Annotated in this window: 16 protein-coding genes and 11 tRNA genes; 2 read left to right on the forward strand and 25 right to left on the reverse strand. The window is 49.8% G+C overall.

All coding sequences use genetic code 11. The annotated features are described in order from the left end of the window. Positions 1-57 precede the first annotated feature (57 nt). From DSM465_RS0113385 to DSM465_RS0113440, 12 genes are all read right to left on the reverse strand, one after another. Positions 58-131 (reverse strand) — tRNA-Gly (locus tag DSM465_RS0113385). Positions 132-146: 15 nt separating this feature from the next. After that, a tRNA-Pro gene (locus DSM465_RS0113390) sits at positions 147-220 on the reverse strand. A gap of 4 nt (positions 221-224) precedes the next feature. Continuing rightward, a tRNA-Arg gene (locus tag DSM465_RS0113395) sits at positions 225-301 on the reverse strand. Between the two features lie 73 nt (positions 302-374). Continuing rightward, positions 375-457: transfer RNA gene (locus DSM465_RS0113400), tRNA-Leu, on the reverse strand. 11 nt (positions 458-468) lie between these two features. Next, a tRNA-Leu gene (locus DSM465_RS0113405) sits at positions 469-550 on the reverse strand. A 5-nt stretch (positions 551-555) separates the two neighbouring features. Then, positions 556-631: transfer RNA gene (locus DSM465_RS0113410), tRNA-Lys, on the reverse strand. Positions 632-656: 25 nt separating this feature from the next. Next, positions 657-731, reverse strand: a tRNA-Gln gene (locus DSM465_RS0113415). Positions 732-744: 13 nt separating this feature from the next. Then, positions 745-820 (reverse strand) — tRNA-Asp (locus DSM465_RS0113420). A gap of 31 nt (positions 821-851) precedes the next feature. Continuing rightward, positions 852-923, reverse strand: a tRNA-Glu gene (locus DSM465_RS0113425). A gap of 16 nt (positions 924-939) precedes the next feature. Continuing rightward, positions 940-1,032, reverse strand: a tRNA-Ser gene (locus DSM465_RS0113430). Between the two features lie 6 nt (positions 1,033-1,038). Further along, positions 1,039-1,113 (reverse strand) — tRNA-Asn (locus DSM465_RS0113435). Between the two features lie 237 nt (positions 1,114-1,350). After that, positions 1,351-1,839, reverse strand: coding sequence for a SprT family protein (locus DSM465_RS0113440; protein WP_008881471.1), 489 nt, complete (start codon positions 1,837-1,839; stop codon positions 1,351-1,353). A gap of 90 nt (positions 1,840-1,929) precedes the next feature. Between DSM465_RS0113440 and cmpA the strand changes: the two genes are divergently transcribed. Continuing rightward, positions 1,930-2,043 (forward strand): cortex morphogenetic protein CmpA, encoded by a 114-nt coding sequence (gene cmpA, locus DSM465_RS19305; RefSeq protein ID WP_087959817.1) that lies wholly within the window; start codon positions 1,930-1,932, stop codon positions 2,041-2,043. A gap of 16 nt (positions 2,044-2,059) precedes the next feature. On the opposite strand, the gene DSM465_RS0113445 is transcribed toward cmpA, so the two are convergent. The 6 genes from DSM465_RS0113445 to acpS all read right to left on the reverse strand — a co-directional run bounded on the left by DSM465_RS0113445 (position 2,060) and on the right by acpS (position 8,581). Further along, the gene (locus DSM465_RS0113445) at positions 2,060-4,225 is read right to left on the reverse strand and encodes a Tex family protein (RefSeq protein ID WP_029761551.1); all 2,166 of its coding nucleotides are present in this window, start codon (positions 4,223-4,225) and stop codon (positions 2,060-2,062) included. Positions 4,226-4,885: 660 nt separating this feature from the next. After that, positions 4,886-5,236 carry a type II toxin-antitoxin system endoribonuclease NdoA gene (ndoA, locus tag DSM465_RS0113455; RefSeq protein ID WP_003253417.1) on the reverse strand — a complete coding sequence of 117 codons (351 nt, stop codon included), beginning with the start codon at positions 5,234-5,236 and terminating at the stop codon, positions 4,886-4,888. Between the two features lie 4 nt (positions 5,237-5,240). Continuing rightward, complete coding sequence (locus DSM465_RS0113460) at positions 5,241-5,522, reverse strand: CopG family ribbon-helix-helix protein (RefSeq protein WP_008881474.1); 282 nt, start codon at positions 5,520-5,522, stop codon at positions 5,241-5,243. A gap of 127 nt (positions 5,523-5,649) precedes the next feature. After that, complete coding sequence (gene alr, locus DSM465_RS0113470; protein WP_029761552.1) at positions 5,650-6,804, reverse strand: alanine racemase; 1,155 nt, start codon at positions 6,802-6,804, stop codon at positions 5,650-5,652. A 294-nt stretch (positions 6,805-7,098) separates the two neighbouring features. Beyond that, positions 7,099-8,112, reverse strand: coding sequence for a LolA family protein (locus DSM465_RS0113475; RefSeq protein WP_008881476.1), 1,014 nt, complete (start codon positions 8,110-8,112; stop codon positions 7,099-7,101). 79 nt (positions 8,113-8,191) lie between these two features. Beyond that, entirely contained in the window at positions 8,192-8,581 is a 390-nt protein-coding gene (gene acpS / locus DSM465_RS0113480) for a holo-ACP synthase (RefSeq protein WP_008881477.1), read from the reverse strand. A 140-nt stretch (positions 8,582-8,721) separates the two neighbouring features. On the opposite strand from acpS, the gene DSM465_RS0113485 reads away from it, so the two are divergent. Beyond that, the gene (locus tag DSM465_RS0113485) at positions 8,722-9,339 is read left to right on the forward strand and encodes a rhomboid family intramembrane serine protease (RefSeq protein WP_008881478.1); all 618 of its coding nucleotides are present in this window, start codon (positions 8,722-8,724) and stop codon (positions 9,337-9,339) included. An 11-nt stretch (positions 9,340-9,350) separates the two neighbouring features. Here the strand turns inward: DSM465_RS0113485 and DSM465_RS0113490 are convergent, their stop codons facing one another. From DSM465_RS0113490 to DSM465_RS0113520, 7 genes are all read right to left on the reverse strand, one after another. Further along, positions 9,351-10,754, reverse strand: coding sequence for a DEAD/DEAH box helicase (locus DSM465_RS0113490; RefSeq protein ID WP_008881479.1), 1,404 nt, complete (start codon positions 10,752-10,754; stop codon positions 9,351-9,353). A 78-nt stretch (positions 10,755-10,832) separates the two neighbouring features. After that, positions 10,833-11,531 carry an alpha/beta hydrolase gene (locus tag DSM465_RS0113495; protein WP_008881480.1) on the reverse strand — a complete coding sequence of 233 codons (699 nt, stop codon included), beginning with the start codon at positions 11,529-11,531 and terminating at the stop codon, positions 10,833-10,835. 67 nt (positions 11,532-11,598) lie between these two features. Beyond that, a complete protein-coding gene (locus DSM465_RS0113500) occupies positions 11,599-12,981 on the reverse strand; it encodes a UDP-N-acetylmuramoyl-tripeptide--D-alanyl-D-alanine ligase (RefSeq protein WP_029761553.1) in 1,383 nt (460 codons plus the stop codon). A gap of 16 nt (positions 12,982-12,997) precedes the next feature. Continuing rightward, complete coding sequence (locus DSM465_RS0113505) at positions 12,998-14,092, reverse strand: D-alanine--D-alanine ligase (protein WP_008881482.1); 1,095 nt, start codon at positions 14,090-14,092, stop codon at positions 12,998-13,000. A gap of 156 nt (positions 14,093-14,248) precedes the next feature. Then, on the reverse strand, positions 14,249-15,394 hold the full coding sequence (locus tag DSM465_RS0113510) for an MGDG synthase family glycosyltransferase (RefSeq protein WP_029761554.1): 1,146 nt from the start codon (positions 15,392-15,394) through the stop codon (positions 14,249-14,251). 12 nt (positions 15,395-15,406) lie between these two features. Next, on the reverse strand, positions 15,407-16,003 hold the full coding sequence (locus DSM465_RS0113515; RefSeq protein ID WP_029761555.1) for a DedA family protein: 597 nt from the start codon (positions 16,001-16,003) through the stop codon (positions 15,407-15,409). 10 nt (positions 16,004-16,013) lie between these two features. Beyond that, a complete protein-coding gene (locus DSM465_RS0113520) occupies positions 16,014-16,742 on the reverse strand; it encodes a polysaccharide deacetylase family protein (RefSeq protein WP_029761558.1) in 729 nt (242 codons plus the stop codon). Positions 16,743-17,088 lie beyond the last annotated feature (346 nt).

The raw sequence follows: 17,088 nt of genomic DNA on the forward strand, positions 1-17,088 counted from the left end.
CGTTTCGTTCAGTTTTCAAGGAACGAGATTATACCGTTTCTCATTTCAACTTTTTCATGGAGCGGGTGATGGGAATCGAACCCACGACATCAGCTTGGAAGGCTGAGGTTTTACCACTAAACTACACCCGCATATGATTTTTCGAATCGGGAAGACAGGATTTGAACCTGCGACCCCATGGTCCCAAACCATGTGCTCTACCAAGCTGAGCTACTTCCCGATCATGGCGCGCTCGAGAGGATTCGAACCCCTAACCTTCTGATCCGTAGTCAGATGCTCTATCCAATTGAGCTACGAGCGCATCTTTTGAGAGCGACAAACTTTATTTTAACAACTCAGTTCATCGTTGTCAACAGTTTTTTATTTTAATAAAATGCGGTCGAGAGGACTTGAACCTCCACGGGGTTGCCCCCACTAGGCCCTCAACCTAGCGCGTCTGCCATTCCGCCACGACCGCGTGTTTATCAGTGCGGGTGGAGGGACTTGAACCCCCACGCCGTGAGGCGCCAGATCCTAAGTCTGGTGCGTCTGCCAATTCCGCCACACCCGCAAATATGGTGAGCCATGGAGGACTCGAACCTCCGACCCTCTGATTAAAAGTCAGATGCTCTACCTACTGAGCTAATGGCTCATAACACTTTTTTATGAAATAAGAATGGCTGGGCCAGCTGGATTCGAACCAGCGCATCACGGAGTCAAAGTCCGTTGCCTTACCGCTTGGCTATGGCCCAGCGATTGGTGTAATGGCGGTCCCGACGGGACTCGAACCCGCGATCTCCTGCGTGACAGGCAGGCATGTTAACCACTACACTACGGGACCGTGAATTCGCGGGGGACCCCCGCGTTATAAGTGACCCGTACGGGATTCGAACCCGTGTTACCGCCGTGAAAGGGCGGTGTCTTAACCACTTGACCAACGGGCCACGTGTATATTAAAAGTGGCGGAGAAGGCGGGATTTGAACCCGCGCGCCGTAAAGACACGACCTAACGGTTTAGCAAACCGTCCCCTTCAGCCACTTGGGTACTTCTCCATAAAGTGGCTCCGCAAGTAGGATTCGAACCTACGACCTACCGGTTAACAGCCGGTTGCTCTACCGCTGAGCTATTGCGGAACAATCAAGAAGCATCCTTCAAATAATCTCCTGTACCTTCATTTACCCTTTAATCCAAGGAAATCTAACACATCAGGACTGCTCGTGACAACTCCGTCGATACTGACGTTTGTCACAACTGACATTGTTTATTATATTGAGCAACTTGTTGTTTGTCAATATGTTTTTTTGTTTGTTGTTATTTGTTTCGCCGTTTGGCGACGGCTTTTATAATTTAGCATATGATAATCTTGATTGTCAACCTCTTTTTTGTAAAATGTTTTGCTTTGTTTCATCTTCAGCCAACTTGAGCCGACCGTGGCAACGGCCGCAGACGTAACGGTCGGTGTTGATTCGTCTTTTACGGTTATATACTAATCCGCACGATGTGCAGATGTATGTATGGATCGCTTTAGTTGCTTTTGTTTCTTGTTTGAGCGGGCGGCAATAGCGAGGCGCCCCTACTTTTTTCAACAGCTCACGAAAGTCACGGTCGCGATGACGGTAGCCTTTCCCTTCAAGATGCAAATGGTAATGGCATAGTTCATGTTTGATAATGGCGATGAGTTCTTCTTCACCGAACATGTCGTAATATTTTTTGTTCAGTTCAATGTTGTGGGTTTGCAGCACGTAGCGCCCACCGACAGTGCGAAGTCTTGGGTTGAAAGAGGCAGTGTGGCGAAACGGTTTGCCAAATATGCTTATGGAAATTTGTTCAACGAGTGCTTGCAACCGTTTTTGATCCATAGCGGGCGTCCCCCTTATGTTTTTGGCACAGGACAATGTGCAACTACATACATTATATACTACCTTTCCGTTGTCAGGGAGGTGACTGCCTTGCCTACGTGGCTGAAAAATCAAATGAGACGAGCCTATTATGAGAAAAACCGCGATCAAATCAAGCTGTTAAACCAATGTTGGTTTTTTTATCGAAAAAAGCACTGCTCGTAAGGCAGTGCTTTTTCCTTCACTCTTCGGGGGAAACCATTGATAACGAAATTCTTCCTTTCGCCACGTCGACGTGCTCGACCCATACTTTGACGACATCACCGACGGAAACAATATCGAGCGGATGACGCACGTATTGTTTGCTTAGTTTCGAAATGTGCACAAGCCCATCCTGTTTGACACCGATGTCAACAAAAGCGCCGAAATCGACGACATTGCGTACCGTGCCTTCAAGCTCCATGCCTGGTTTTAAGTCTTCCATTTTCAAGACATCTTTACGAAGCAAAGGTTTGGGCAGCTCGTCGCGCGGATCGCGCTCCGGACGGCATAAAGCATCGATGATGTCGCGCAATGTGAGCTCACCAATGCCGAGCTCAGCTGCCGTTGCTTCGATATCGAGGGCTTGCAGCGCTTGGCGCAGTTCATCGCTGCCAATGGCGTCGGTTGTAAATCCTAATGTCTGCAATAGACGCTTCACTTCCGCGTATCGCTCAGGGTGAATCGGCGTTCGGTCAAGCGGCTCTTCCCCGTCAAGAATGCGCAAAAATCCGATACATTGCTCGTACGTTTTTGCCCCAAGGCGCGGGATCGTTTTCAGCTCGTCGCGGCTGCGGAATTTTCCTTGCTCTTCACGGCGCTTGACGATGTTTTCCGATACCGTTTTCGTCAACCCTGACACGTACTGCAATAAAGAGACAGAGGCAGTGTTCACGTTGACACCAACTTGGTTAACGACCGTCTCGACGACAAAACGGAGCGATTCAGCCAGTTTCTTTTGCGATACATCGTGTTGGTACTGACCGACACCCACCGATTTCGGATCGATTTTGACGAGCTCAGCGAGCGGGTCTTGAACACGACGGGCGATGGAAACAGCGCTCCGCTCTTCGACTTGCAAATCCGGAAACTCGGCGCGCGCCAGGTCGGATGCTGAGTAGACACTCGCTCCAGCTTCATTAACAATGACATAAAAAATGTCGCGTTCCACTTGCTTTAACGTATCGGCGACAAACTGCTCCGTTTCCCTTGATGCCGTTCCGTTGCCGATGGCGATCATGTCGACGTGATAGTCATCGAGCAAGCGTAGAAGCTTTGCTCGTGCTTCTTCTTTCCGTTCTTGGGGCGGGTGCGGGTAAATGACGTCAATGCGGAGCAGCTTCCCCGTTTCATCCACAACAGCGAGTTTGCATCCGGTTCGATAAGCTGGGTCGATGCCGAGTACCGTTTTTCCTTTTAGCGGTGGCTGAAGAAGCAGTTTGCGCAAGTTTTCAGCAAAAATATGAATCGCTCGTTCTTCTGCTTTTTCCGTCAACTCGTTGCGAATCTCGCGTTCAATGGCAGGCTCCATCAACCGCTTGTACCCGTCTTCAACCGCTTCGGCCACAAGCGTGGCGGCAGGGGATAATTCATTCGTGACTGTTTTTCGCTGCAAATAGCGAACGATGTCTTCCACTGGCGCCTTGACGGAAACACGTAGCACCTCTTCCTTTTCACCGCGGTTTAAGGCCAAGACGCGATGAGGAACGATTTTGGCGATCGGTTCTTCATAGTCATAATACATTTCGTACACATTCTTTTCGTCTTTTTCTGGTGCTTTGGCGGTCGAAGCGATCGTTCCTTTTCGCCACGTTTGTTCGCGCACCCATTGGCGAAGGGTGGCATCGTCGGCCACTCGTTCGGCGATGATGTCTTTCGCCCCTTGCAACGCCTCGTCAACAGTGGCCACTCCTTTTTCGTCATCGATGAATGCCTTAGCCTGTTCATTAGGGGATGGGGCGGTGGGACAAGAAAGGAGCCAATCCGCAAGCGGCTCAAGCCCTTTTTCTTTCGCGATCGTCGCTTTTGTACGCCGTTTTTGCCGATATGGGCGGTAGAGATCTTCGACTTGCTGCAGTTTCGTAGCGCTTATAATCGCGTTTTTCAATTCTTCGGTCAATTTTCCTTGTTCCTCAACCAGCCGAATAACTTCTTCTTTCCGTCGCTCTAAATGTTGCAAATATTCCCATCGTTCGAGCACATCACGGATTTGCACTTCATCGAGCGCCCCCGTCATTTCTTTCCGGTAGCGAGCAATAAACGGGATCGTGTTGCCTTCTTGATGAAGCGAGATGACGTTTTCAACTTGTTTCACTGTCAACTGTTGCTCGGTGGCAATGATTGAAATGAGCCGCTGTTCGTTCGTCAATCGTTTCCCTCCCTTAATATATGCTTGAACGCTCTCCTACCTACGGTCATACTGAGAATGGGCGCTTTTCGGTTCGAGATGACAAAAAAAAGAGCTACTTGTCCGCAGCTGCTTTGTGATCCATATACGTGAACTACTTCGACTTCGCTTTGCTTAAAGTGAGCTCCTCAGTTCCACGACGAAAGCAACGCTTCGTCTCTCTGAGCATCACTTCGAATCGTCCCAACCCTCGGCATCCGACGATGGAGAGCTCTTTCGCACCTTGAATATTTTACGCATAAAATGTTTGGCTTCGTTTCGCATTGGATGTTCTCCAGACAATCCTATATATCCCGTCCGCAAAGAACAGCACACACATCTCTACTACTATGCGTTTGGCCTAACATCAACCGACATTCCTCTCCCGCTAATCGCTGGGCTCCACCTTTTGTGCGCTTGAAGCTAGGAGTCTCCTTTACGGAACGAAATAAAAATGAAAGGACAGACCGTTGTGAGAGCCGATCTGCCCGTCTTTGCCATTGATGCAAAAATGCCATAATAAAGTCCAGCGTCGCACGTTCAACACCGCTTCGCCTATCCGCCCGTTCGCTCTTGGCAAACAAAACATCGCTCTCTCCCGCTTTTTGACTCGCTAAGGCAGGGGGCTTTCTTCGCACCGCATCAAAAGTCGATCAATCCTAAGCTGATTTGCAGCGCCTCATCAACTTTATCCATCATTTCATCGTCCAAGTGGGTAATTTTATCGGTCAACCGTTGCTTATCAATCGTACGAATTTGCTCAAGCAAAATGACGGAATCGCGCTCAAACCCGTAGCGTTTTGCATCGATTTCAACATGCGTCGGCAGTTTCGCCTTCTGGATTTGCGCCGTAATCGCCGCCACAATCACCGTCGGACTAAAGCGATTACCGATATCGTTTTGGATCACCAACACGGGGCGTACGCCGCCCTGCTCTGAGCCAACGACCGGGGAAAGGTCCGCAAAATAAACGTCGCCACGTTTAACAATCAAAGCATTACCCCCCGCTAACTAAGCGTTCAACGGTGTGGTCGGCCTCATATTCGGCATGAAACGCTTCAGAAGCAATAGATAAATTGATTTTGGCCATTTCCATGTAGCCTCGTCTCATCGCCTCGCGAATTTGCCGTTTTTTCCGTTCACGAATATACATTTTCGTCGCTTGATAAATGAGTTCATTTCGATTGCCGTTCTCCTGTTTGACAAGCCCGTCCAGTTCCGTCAGCAGCGACTGCGGCAAACGAACGACGATTTCCGTTGTTGCGCCAGATTCCGACACGAATCATACACCTCCACGAACTGCAACCATTCATTGCTTCCATTTCATGATACCATTAAACAACGGCGCTGCAAAGTCATTTCTCCCTTTTCTATCCTTTGCCTTCTGAAGCAAAGTATGCATCGCTTCACCCGTGGCAAACAGCATTTCTCACTTCCATTATACGCTTATTTCGGAAAAAAATACGGGGCACCCGATAACTGATTGTACAAGGCACTTCGTAATTAATCGTTTCCAAATAGCGGGCGACATCATCGACAGAAATGAACTCATCTCCTTGGCGACCGATCAATGTTACCTTCGTACCGATTGGCAACGGTTCAGGCAGGCGAATCATGCATTGATCCATGCAAATCCGGCCGACAATTGGCGCCTTTTGCCCGTTCACGAGCACATGAAAATGTTGCAGGCGACGGAGCCATCCGTCCGCATAGCCGATCGGGAGAGTGCCGATCCACTCTTCCTCTTGTGCGGTATACGTCGCTCCGTAACTCACCTTTTCACCCGGTTGCAATCTTTTCACATGCACGAGGCGGCTATGAAGCGAAAACGCCTCCTTTAGTTCGTATGGAAGCAACGGCTTGATGCTTGGCGATGGAGCGAGTCCGTACATGGAAATGCCGAAGCGGGCCATATTGAACGCTCGCTCGGGAAAGCGGAGTACCGTCGCACTGTTGGCACAATGAACGATCGGCGGCCGTGATGGCAGCCATTCGAGCATATGCAAAAAGCGGCGATATTGATAAGAAAGATAGTCTGTATTCACTTCATCAGCCGTCGCAAAATGCGTATATACCCCTTCAAGGATAAAGGATGGGTGGCGGTCAATCAGCGTCGTAATACGCTTCGTCTCCTCCTCGTCTTTTACCCCGAGCCGTCCCATTCCAGTATCCATTTTTAAATGCAGATGAACGGGAGTCGAGCCGTTATAAATCGATGCCGCCTCCTCTAACCAATCGGCGCGAAACACGGTTAAAGTAATGCGATGTCGAGCGGCTAGCTCCACATCGGCCGGGCGGGACGCCCCAAGCACTAAAATGGGCGCATTGATGCCTTTTTGTCTTAAAGCGAGCGCCTCGTCCAAAATGGCGACGGCTAAGTAGGAAGCACCGGCTTCTAGCGCCGTTGTCGCCACTTGGGCGTCACCATGCCCGTAGGCATTCGCTTTTACAACGGCCATAACCTGTGTTCCATCCGGTAAAAAGCGTCGCAAATTCGCGACGTTGTCGTAAATAGCATCCAAGTCGATTTCTGCCCACGTATCGCGGTGAAAGTTGTCCATCCTCTCTCGCTGCCTTTCTAATCACGTAAGTTTTGAAAGCGTTTAAATTTGTTTTCATTCTTTCTTAGTTTACCACGTCTGTAGTGAAGACGGAATAGGTTAGACATCAGAAAAGTGACTGAACGCAGTGGAAAAGTGGGCATGCCGCTTTGTTCTCTCTGCATGAGGCAGCCTATGCTTGCTGTTAACCCTTATTGGCAGATGACAGCTCTGATTTCCATTCCCCACAACAAAAAACAAGGCGGCTCTCCGCTTTCAAAGCGGAAAGGCACGCCTTGTTCACACATTTCATGGTTATTTCGCAGCTTTTTCTTGAACCGAGCTGGCGACCATCACCATTTCTTCTGGCGTTAGATCATCGGAGGCAAGCGTAAACTCCACTCCGTTGTACGACCATGTTAACGTTTGACCAGTGAGGGCACCGACCGTAAATCCTAAATCGACCGGATCCCCGTTGACAGGCACTGGCATGCTCGTTGCCGGGAGCACTTCCGCTTTTTCTTGAACGAGCGTAAACGATTTTTTGCCGCCAAATGTCATAATGACCCGTGTGCCGTCTGCGCTTTTTACTTCTTTTTCCTCAAGCGCTTGAACGCCTTCTGGGAGCTGGCTCGGATACATGACTTCCATCACTTGTTCTTTCCCTTCCGCCATCGCTGGTACCTCGAGGCGCGCTCCGGTCATGTTTTTCGACGTATCGAATGCATCATCATCGAATTTTTTGTTAAATTCAACGTTGGAAAATTCCACTGTCAACAGTGCTTTGCGGTCTGTATCCATCACTTTGACCGATACGGGGGCTAAATCTTTTTTGCGCAGCGTAATTTCTTGGATCGGAACAATTTCGCTATTTGGATAGTTCGTTTTTGTCTCAAATACATAGTGCTTTTTCGTCGCCTTAAACTTCGCCTTGGAGTCACTCGAAATATCTTTGACGAGCGATTCATACAAATACGCTTGGCTGCTGTTTTTCGGCCAGTCGCTGACAAACTTGAAGCTTTTGTTGAGGGCAGGCGTAAAGACGAATACTCCCTCATCGTTACGCAAAATCATTTGGCTTTGCCCTTTGTCGGCGTTTTTCAAGCTGACGCGGTAGTACGACGGCTGCTTATGCCACACTTCGACATGATATACTTGTGGCTTCTCCCCGGTGCGGAACGTCATTTTTGCCTCGGCTTGGTAGCCTGTCATCTCGTCCATCTTTTCATTGAGCGCTCGAAGCACTTCCTCCTGCGATTTCGACCCGCACCCAGCTAAAGCAAACAAAAAGATGATGCCGACCAATGCCCAAAGCACCTTTCTACCCATCGCTTCAACCCCTTTGCCTCATATATCGATTTCTGTCTATGCACTACAATATATGAGACAACTGTCTAGAATATGCAGACTAGCCGTGGCAAGCATCTGATGGCTTGGCCGGCCCGAAGCGCTCAATGATGACTTGGGCGATCGCATAGTCACGGCTATGGGAAATGGATAGATGAATAACTTCTCCGTCGCGACGGGCAGCAATGCTCGGTTTTCCATACTCATCGGAAACAATCTCAATGTCCTGAAACGATACGTGTCGCCCGATCCCCGTCCCAAGCGCTTTGGCGTACGCTTCCTTCGCCGCAAACCGTCCAGCGAGAAATTCCACTTGTCTAGCAGGCGCTAGCTGATCAAACTGCTCCCTCTCTCGCGGCGTTAAAATCCGGTCAAGGAATTTGCGGTTGCGCTCAAGGAGTGATTGAATCCGCTCCAGCTCTACAATATCAATGCCGATACCAACGATCATCACTTTCTCCACCTATCCGTGCTATGTGATCCGACAAATTTTTTACACTCTTTTTGCATAAGATGGCTTATAAAAAACGGACATGACCTTCCCCACTCGCGGGGGATATACGATTTTTGATAAAGAAGGGAGACAAAGCTATGTTTCACGATGCCGGGAATGTCCGCTCACTCGTCCGTCTCTATCCGGTTGTATCGATCGTGTTGTCCGCCCATATCGTTTTATGGATTTTGTTCGTTCTTCCCCTTACAGCGCTAGAACCTGTTTGGCAATACATCATCGGGACGAATGGCGCCATTCGGAATGGGGAATATTGGCGGCTGATTAGCCCGCTCGTTCTGCACTACGATTTCAACCATATGGCGGCCAACAGCCTTTCTCTATGGCTGTTCGGCCCGTGGCTGGAACGTGCGCTTGGAAAAGGGAAGTTTTTACTTCTTTATATCGGGGGCGGCGTCGGCGCCAATATCGCCACCGTATTGCTTCTTCCGCCGATGTACAGCCATGTCGGGGCGTCAGGCGCCATTTTCGCTTTGTTTGGCATGTACAGCTATCTCGCCTTGTTTCGCCGCGATTTAATCGCCCCAAAGCACACCCAACTGTTATTAGTCATTGTCGTGATTCATTTGTTGCTTAGTTTGATGGAACCAGATGGAAATCTCATGGCTCATCTATTTGGCTTCGCCACCGGCGGCTTGTTGGCTCCTTTTTTAGCCATCCGTCCCCAGTTACCGATGTTTCATGTGATCCGGTCATGAAAAAACGGCGCTTAATGCGCCGTAATCCGCCGTTTTTTCGTCCGACCACGCGCCGAACTGTCCGGGCGGCTGCCCCGCTTTTTCTCCCGTTTGACTGCTAGAGGCGGTTCTTCCGTCAACTTCACCGGTGTCGTGTCTGGCTCGCGCGTCAACATTTTCAGGCAGGCGGCGACGATCGTCACTGAGTCATGCTCTTCAAGCAACTCCTCGGCCGCTCGCTTGTAAAATGATAAGTTTTCCGCTTCCGCAACATTGAGGAGCTTTTCAATGGCGATGCGCTGCTGGCCTTCAAGCGCCTCATTGAGTGTCGGCGGCTTCATCCGCTCCATCTTCCGCTTCGTCGTCCGCTCAATATGATGAAGCTGGCCAATTTCCCGCGGTGTCACAAACGTCATCGCCACCCCTGTCTTACCGGCGCGCCCCGTGCGGCCGATTCGATGGACGTAGCTTTCTGGGTCTTGCGGAATGTCAAAATTATATACGTGCGTCACACCGGAAATATCTAATCCGCGCGCTGCGACGTCGGTGGCGACTAAAATTTCGATCGATCCTTCTTTAAACTTGCGCAACACCGACAGCCGCTTCGCCTGGCTCAAATCGCCATGGATGCCTTCCGCTGCATAGCCACGCAAGTTGAGCGCTTCAGCGAGCTCGTCGACACGCCGCTTCGTGCGGCCAAACACAATCGCCAGCTCCGGCGCCTGGATATCAAGAAGCCGTGTCAAAATGTCAAATTTCTTTTTCTCGTGCACTTCCAAATAATATTGCTGAATATTCGGCACGGTCATTTCCTTCGCCTTCACTTTGACGAGTTCCGGATCATTCATAAACCGCTCGGCAATGCGGCGGATCGGATCCGGCATCGTCGCAGAGAACAACAGCGTCTGCCGCTCAGTCGGCACATGACGTAAAATCGCCTCAATATCTTCAATAAAGCCCATATTCAACATTTCATCGGCCTCATCGAGAACGACCGTACGCACATGTTCGAGGCGGAGTGTCCCGCGGTTAATATGGTCGATGATGCGGCCTGGTGTGCCGACGATGACGTGCGGATGTTTTTTCAAGGCGCGAATTTGCCGCTCAATATCTTGACCGCCGTAAATCGGTAAAACACGCACCCGCTTGACCGCACCGATTTTATACAGTTCTTCCGACACTTGAATGGCGAGCTCACGTGTCGGTGCGACGACGAGCGCCTGAATGGCACCGTTTTTCACATCCACTTTTTCTACGATCGGGATGCCAAATGCAGCGGTTTTCCCCGTTCCGGTCTGCGCTTGGCCGATCACATCTTTATTTTGTAGGCTGAGCGGGATCGTTTTTGCTTGAATTGGGGTCGTTTCTTCAAACCCCATCCGCTCGATAGCTTTCATTACCTCTTTACTTAATCCTAATTCTTGAAATGTCGTCAATGTTATCCAAACTCCTTATAAAAAATCGTCCCTTTATTCGTGAGAAAGGTTTGACAGTTATCATACCATGTTATACCGTCATTTGCAATGATAGGAGGCGCACAAAAATTTCTCCGTCTCAGCAAACAACACATGCCGGTTAGCGCTATGACAAACATGGTGATACGAATCCGGCAAAAGGAGCAGCGTTTTTTCTGCGGAACCGATTTTTTCATATAAATAATAAGCACTTTTGAGCGGCACGATCCCATCTTTCTCCCCTTGTACGATCAGTACGGGAGCTTGAACGCAAGGAAGGAGAGGGCGCACATGACGAACAAGCTTGCGAAATTCCCTAACAGCCGAAAATGGGGTCGCCATCATTTTGTTTCGATAGCGGAGAAACAGCGGATGCTCCTGCGCTCCGCGCCAACCGTTGGCAAACATCTCACGGATGTCACGCCACAACTGACGCGGGTTGACGTAATAAAACGCTGCGCTTAACAGCACGAGCCTAGCGACCGGATATTTTTCCGCTAAATAGACGGCGATCACCCCACCCATTGAAAAACCGATAACATACACCGTATTGCAACGCTGAGCCAGTGCCTGAAACGCTTGCTCAGACGCTGTAATCCATTGGTTATATGTAACCCCTTTGAGCTGCAACTTGTCCCCGTGTCCCGGCAATGTCGGCGTTTCTACGATCCAACTGGTCCGCTCGCGCAAATAATTAGCTAGCGGTGCCACCTCTTCCGGACTCCCGGTAAATCCGTGAATGCATAAACAGCCGATCATGATCCCACCCCCCGGCCTGATCGAAAAGCGGCGCCCATAGCGCCGCTTTTCGTTTTTCTCGCTTTTGCTAATTTTCCCCCCAATAACCGAGTAACTCTTCCAACCTCATACCACGCGAGGCCTTCAATAAAACGATATCGTCTGGGGTTGCGACGGAAAGCACCGCCTCGGCCAATGCCGCTTTATCGTCAAACGCCTTCACTTGGCCTTGATCAAAAAACGGCGTGGCGGCCGTAGCGATATGACGCGCCAGTGGTCCGTAAGTAAACACGTAATCTACCATCTCTGGCCGCAGCATCTCCCCAATCGCTTGGTGGAACTCGACCTCTTTGTCACCAAGCTCCAACATATCGCCCAATACAGCGATTTTCTTCCGATAGCCGTCCAATTCCGTGAGCAGCATTAAAGCAGCGCGCATCGATGTCGGGCTGGCGTTGTAGGCATCATTAATCACTGTAAAGCCGCGCTTCGTTTTAACGACTTCCGTACGCATGCGCGTCACTTGCAAGCGGGAGAGAGCGGCAGCAATGTTCTCCCAGCTGACGCCGAAAAAGCGGGCGACAGCGATGGCGGCCAGCGCGTTGTATACATGGTGTTTCCCTAAAACTGGAATAAATAGCGTCTGGCGAGGGAGCTCGTTGATGACAAACGACGTGCCCGCTGCTTCAATGCGCACAGTTGTCGGATAATAATCGTTGTCCTCACCTTCCCCAAACGTCACAACGTGCTGAGGAAGCGGCAAGCTTGGCACGAGCTCAGCCAAAAGTGGCTCATCGCCGTGATAGACGAACAAACCGTCGCCTTGCAATCCAGATAAAATTTCTAGCTTTGCCTTGGCGATGCCTTCCCGTGACCCGAGCTCTTGCAAATGTGCTTCACCGATGTTGGTGATGACGGCAGCATTCGGCCGTGCGATCGTCGTGAGCTGCTCAATTTCACCAAACCCACTCATCCCCATTTCCACAACGGCGATGTCTGTCCCCTCCTCGAGCGCAAGGAGCGTGAGCGGAACGCCGATATGGTTGTTTAAGTTTCCTTCTGTTTTTTGCACGCGATATTGGGATGAAAGAAGCGCAGCGATCATATCTTTCGTCGTCGTTTTGCCATTGCTGCCAGTCACACCAACAACCTTCAGCCCGAGCTGTTCACGGTAGCGGGCGGCGAGACGCTGCAGTGCCGAAAGCGTATCATCGACGACAATCGCCGGAACACTTTCTGGCGGTGTCCCTTCCGCTTCGGCCCACAGCACAGCTGCTGCTCCTTTTTGCGCCGCTTCCTCCACGAAAGCGTGACCGTTAAACGTCTCGCCAAGCAGCGGAACGTACAAGTTGCCAGCTTGGATCGTCCTCGTGTCAGTTGATACGCCGCTGACAGCAATATTCCCCCACTCCGGATTCGCGTACCGGCCGCCGGTCATCTCAGCAATTTGCTGCACCGTCCGTTTCATCATCCGCTCTCACCCTCTTTTACTTTTCAAATGTGTACGTAATCATCTGCTTTTCTTGATGTCGTTCCAATGCCAATGCAATAAGGCGTTCGATCAATTCCGAGTACGGCACGCCGCTATGTTGCCAAAGGAGCGGAAACATGCTGTACGGCGTAAACCCCGGCATCGTATTGACTTCGTTAATATAAACAGTACCGTCTTCGGCAAGGAAAAAGTCGACGCGTGCCAGTCCAGACAAGTCGAGCGCTTTAAACGCAGCAATGGCCATCGATTTGATCGTCTCATACTGCTCTTCTGTCACATTGGCAGGAATAATTAATTCCGTTTGCCCGTCTTCATATTTCGCTTCATAGTCGTAAAATTCTTTTTTCGGTACAATTTCTCCAGCAACCGAACAAATCGGCTCGTCATTGCCGATAACGCCAATCTCAATTTCCCGACCGACAATAGATTCCTCAATAATAATTTTCCGATCGTATTTAAATGCCTCAGCAAACGCTGTTTTTAAATCGTCACGCTGTTTGCATTTGGAAATACCGACGCTCGATCCAGCGTTGGCCGGTTTGACGAAGCACGGGTAGCCAAGCTCTTGTTCGATTCGGTCATACACTGCTTCTCCGCCTTTTTTCCATTCATATTTCGTCACTGACACATACTTCGCTTGGCGCAGCCCAGCTTGGGCAAACAAGTTTTTCATCACCACTTTATCCATGCCAACAGCAGAAGCGAGCACCCCATTTCCAACATATGGGAGGTTGAGCATTTCAAGCAGCCCTTGTACCGTTCCATCTTCGCCGTTTGGCCCATGCAAAAGCGGGAAAATCACATCAATGGTTTCCTCGTCGCTCTCAGTTGCAGAACCCGATGCAGGAACCTGGTTTAAAGACACAGGGATCATCGCGGTCGCTGTCGAAGTGAACTGCAGCTGCTTCACTTCTTCAACCGTTCCAGTCAATCGTTTTCCTTTAATCCATTGTCCTTCTGGTGTAATATAAATCGGAATAACGTCAAATTTATGAGGATCAATGGCGTTCATGACCGCCCTCGCTGTCGACAAAGACACTTGGTGTTCCGGCGATTTACCGCCGTATAACACTCCAACTCTCGTTTTCATTATCGTTCCTCCTCTTTCCTTGGCCATCGTTCCTATTGTAACACGTTTCACGCCCAACGGTCTGATATTTTATATGTACGATGCAGGTTGTTTCGCCACCCGTGACGGAACAATCCAGTATAAAAAATGCCATCTAACATCCGTTAGATGGCTCGTCTATGGGCGAAGAACGCGCCAAGCCATGCGCTGCTGCGGCATTGCTGTTACCACTTCCGCGAGCGCTTCTTGCCCCGTTTTTTCCACCCCGGCAAAATAGTCAGACACGCGGCGAAAAAACCGATTTTTTTCTACATCATCGGTCAACAGGCGGATCATTTTCCGTTCGCCGTTGCCCGGCTCAGCCAAGTGATAAATAAGACCGTTGCGCCGCAAATATTGCCAATTGATCCGCTCCTGTCCGGGCAAGCAGTCAATGGTGAAAATTGGGATGCGCTTATGAAGCAGCTCGCTTATGGTCACTCCACCCGGTTTTGTAATGACAGCGTCCGCCTCATCGTACAGCTGATTCATCTCCTCCGGACTGTTGATGTACGGAAGCGGGCGGATGTGAGGAAGCTGCCAGCTAGCAATTTCATGATACAGCTGCTTATTAGCGCCGCATAACACTGAATAACGAAACAATGTCGACGTTCGAGCCGCCCGCAAAAACGCCGTCATATTGCCAAGCCCTTGGTTTCCGCCAGCAACGAGCACATGGGGCGGCTGCCTTCTCCGTCTCACTTCTGGCATTTTCATAAATGTATCATGGACTGGGATGCCAGTCACAACGATCCGCCTTTCGTCAATCCCGTGTTTTACTATCAACTCCCGCTTTGCTTCCTGATGGGGGACGAAATGGTAATCAATAAACCGCTTGCCCCAAATGCTGTTCATAAAAAAATCTGTATAGACATTGACTACTGGGATGGCAAGCACTTTTTTCCGCTTCAGCTGCTGCAAAATGCGCGACGGGAACGAATGGGTGCAAACGATTAAATCCGGTCGTTCCTGCTCGAGCATCTTTTTCATTTTGCCTTCGAAATACGGCAGCCATGGCTCAAATGAAACAAACTCGAGCCGCAAAGACTCCTCATACATAAACGTCTTGTACACGCGATGGTATGAAGCAGGATGCGAACGAATCCAACGCAAATAAGCTTCCGACACCATTTTTTCCATCAGCTCATTGCAATAACTTAAAAAATCGATTTTTTTGCTTTCGACCCATGGAAACTGGCGATGCAAAAAATCGATCAACGTATCGGCCACTTTATGGTGTCCCGTATTCATTTGAAACAGCGGCAAAAACAACACTTTCATCATTGATCGCACCCTTTAGCTTTCAACAGATTTTTTGCGTCTCCGCTGTCCAACCCATGTCGCCAACAAAAAGAGCAAAAACAATCCCAAACCGGCAAGCGGAAAAGAAATCAGGGGGATATGGATATGTTGGCCAAGCAATAGACCAGCCAATGTCAGCGGAACGACCCAGCCAGCTGTCCCCAGCATAGCCAGCAAAAGAAACGTCCGAAACGGGAATCGGCTCACCCCTGCCATATACGGACATATTTGCCGCACCCCCGGGACATAGCAACCAAACAAAATGCCCCATTTCCCGTAGCGGCAAAACCAATCGCGGGATCGCTCCCACCGTTCGTCTGTAATTCCGACATACTTGCCATACTTTTGCACAAGCGGCGACCCCCACCGTCTGCCGACGCCATACGCCGCCACCATGCCGGCCATCGTTCCACCCCAGCACGAGACAAGCGTCGGCCAAAGCAGCAATTGATTTTTCGCAATCACCACACCGACGAAGAAAAGCAAACTTTCCTCCGGTGCCGGGATGCCGACAATGCCGCAAAATAAAAACAAAAACAGCATTACATATCCATATGACTGAACATAAGGCAACCATGCGCCCGTATCCATAGCTCCCCCATCACATCGACGAGATTTGTTTGTTAGTTTGCGCGTTTCTCAGTTCCGTAATCGTCACCCAACGCATCTTTTTCGCTACTTCGTCTTTGAGCAGCAGCTCAAGAGCAGACAACATTTGTTCCGGCGCACGTTTGCTAGCGCCTAGCGCATCCCCGTTATCATGAAGCACGATGACCGCCCCGCCGCGCACGGCAGCGCGCAAGCGACGGAACAGCTCCATCGCACCGATTTTTTCATTCCAATCACCAAGAATATGCGACCATAACACTGTTGTATACCGTTTTTGCACGACCGGCGTCCAAGCATTAAAATGGCCCCATGGTGGCCGGTAATACATCGGGCGTTGACCCGTCGCCTGCTCAATCGCCACAGCCGCCCGACGCACTCCCCAATCGAGCCACAGCGGCGGAAGCAGCCAGTTGCTGATATGACGGTAATTATGAATACCGACTTCATGCCCTTCTTCCACCATCCGCCGCACGATCTCCGGATGGCGTTCCACTTTTCGACCGACCACAAAAAAGGTCGCTTTCACTCCATATTTCTTTAATAAATCGAGCAGTTTTGGCGTATAATACGGGTCGGGACCGTCATCAAACGTCAAAGCAAGGCAGTCAGGCGCTGTTCCTTCACAAAACAGACGCAACCTTTTTTTGCGAATGACGATTGTCGGCACAACCCCATAACCAATGATTCCAACCATCAAACCTCCAACAAGCCATGCCAACATCGCCTTCACCTCTCAACAGCACTTTATCAATATTTCCTTCCTTTAAAAACTAAGAAACTGGATATCTTCTTTTTAAACAAATTGCTAGATTAATGATGATGATATATAAATTCGATGAAAAATCAAAATTAAAATTATGGTAATTTCATGCGACTCGCGACCTTTTTCGCTTCCTTGGTTTATACGAAAATTACAGTCGTTCAGTTTCCTCCATAAATGATGTTGAATTTGCTATAATACATATCGATATAGGGCCTCTAGACCGTAAAAAAGCGGCTTGCCAATGGGTTCACCCCTATTGGCAAACACCGCATTGACCGCATCGTGAAAGGCGGCTTAGCCAGAA

The sequence above is a fragment of the Geobacillus thermodenitrificans subsp. thermodenitrificans DSM 465 genome (assembly GCF_000496575.1).
Classification (GTDB): Bacteria; Bacillota; Bacilli; order Bacillales; family Anoxybacillaceae; genus Geobacillus; species Geobacillus thermodenitrificans.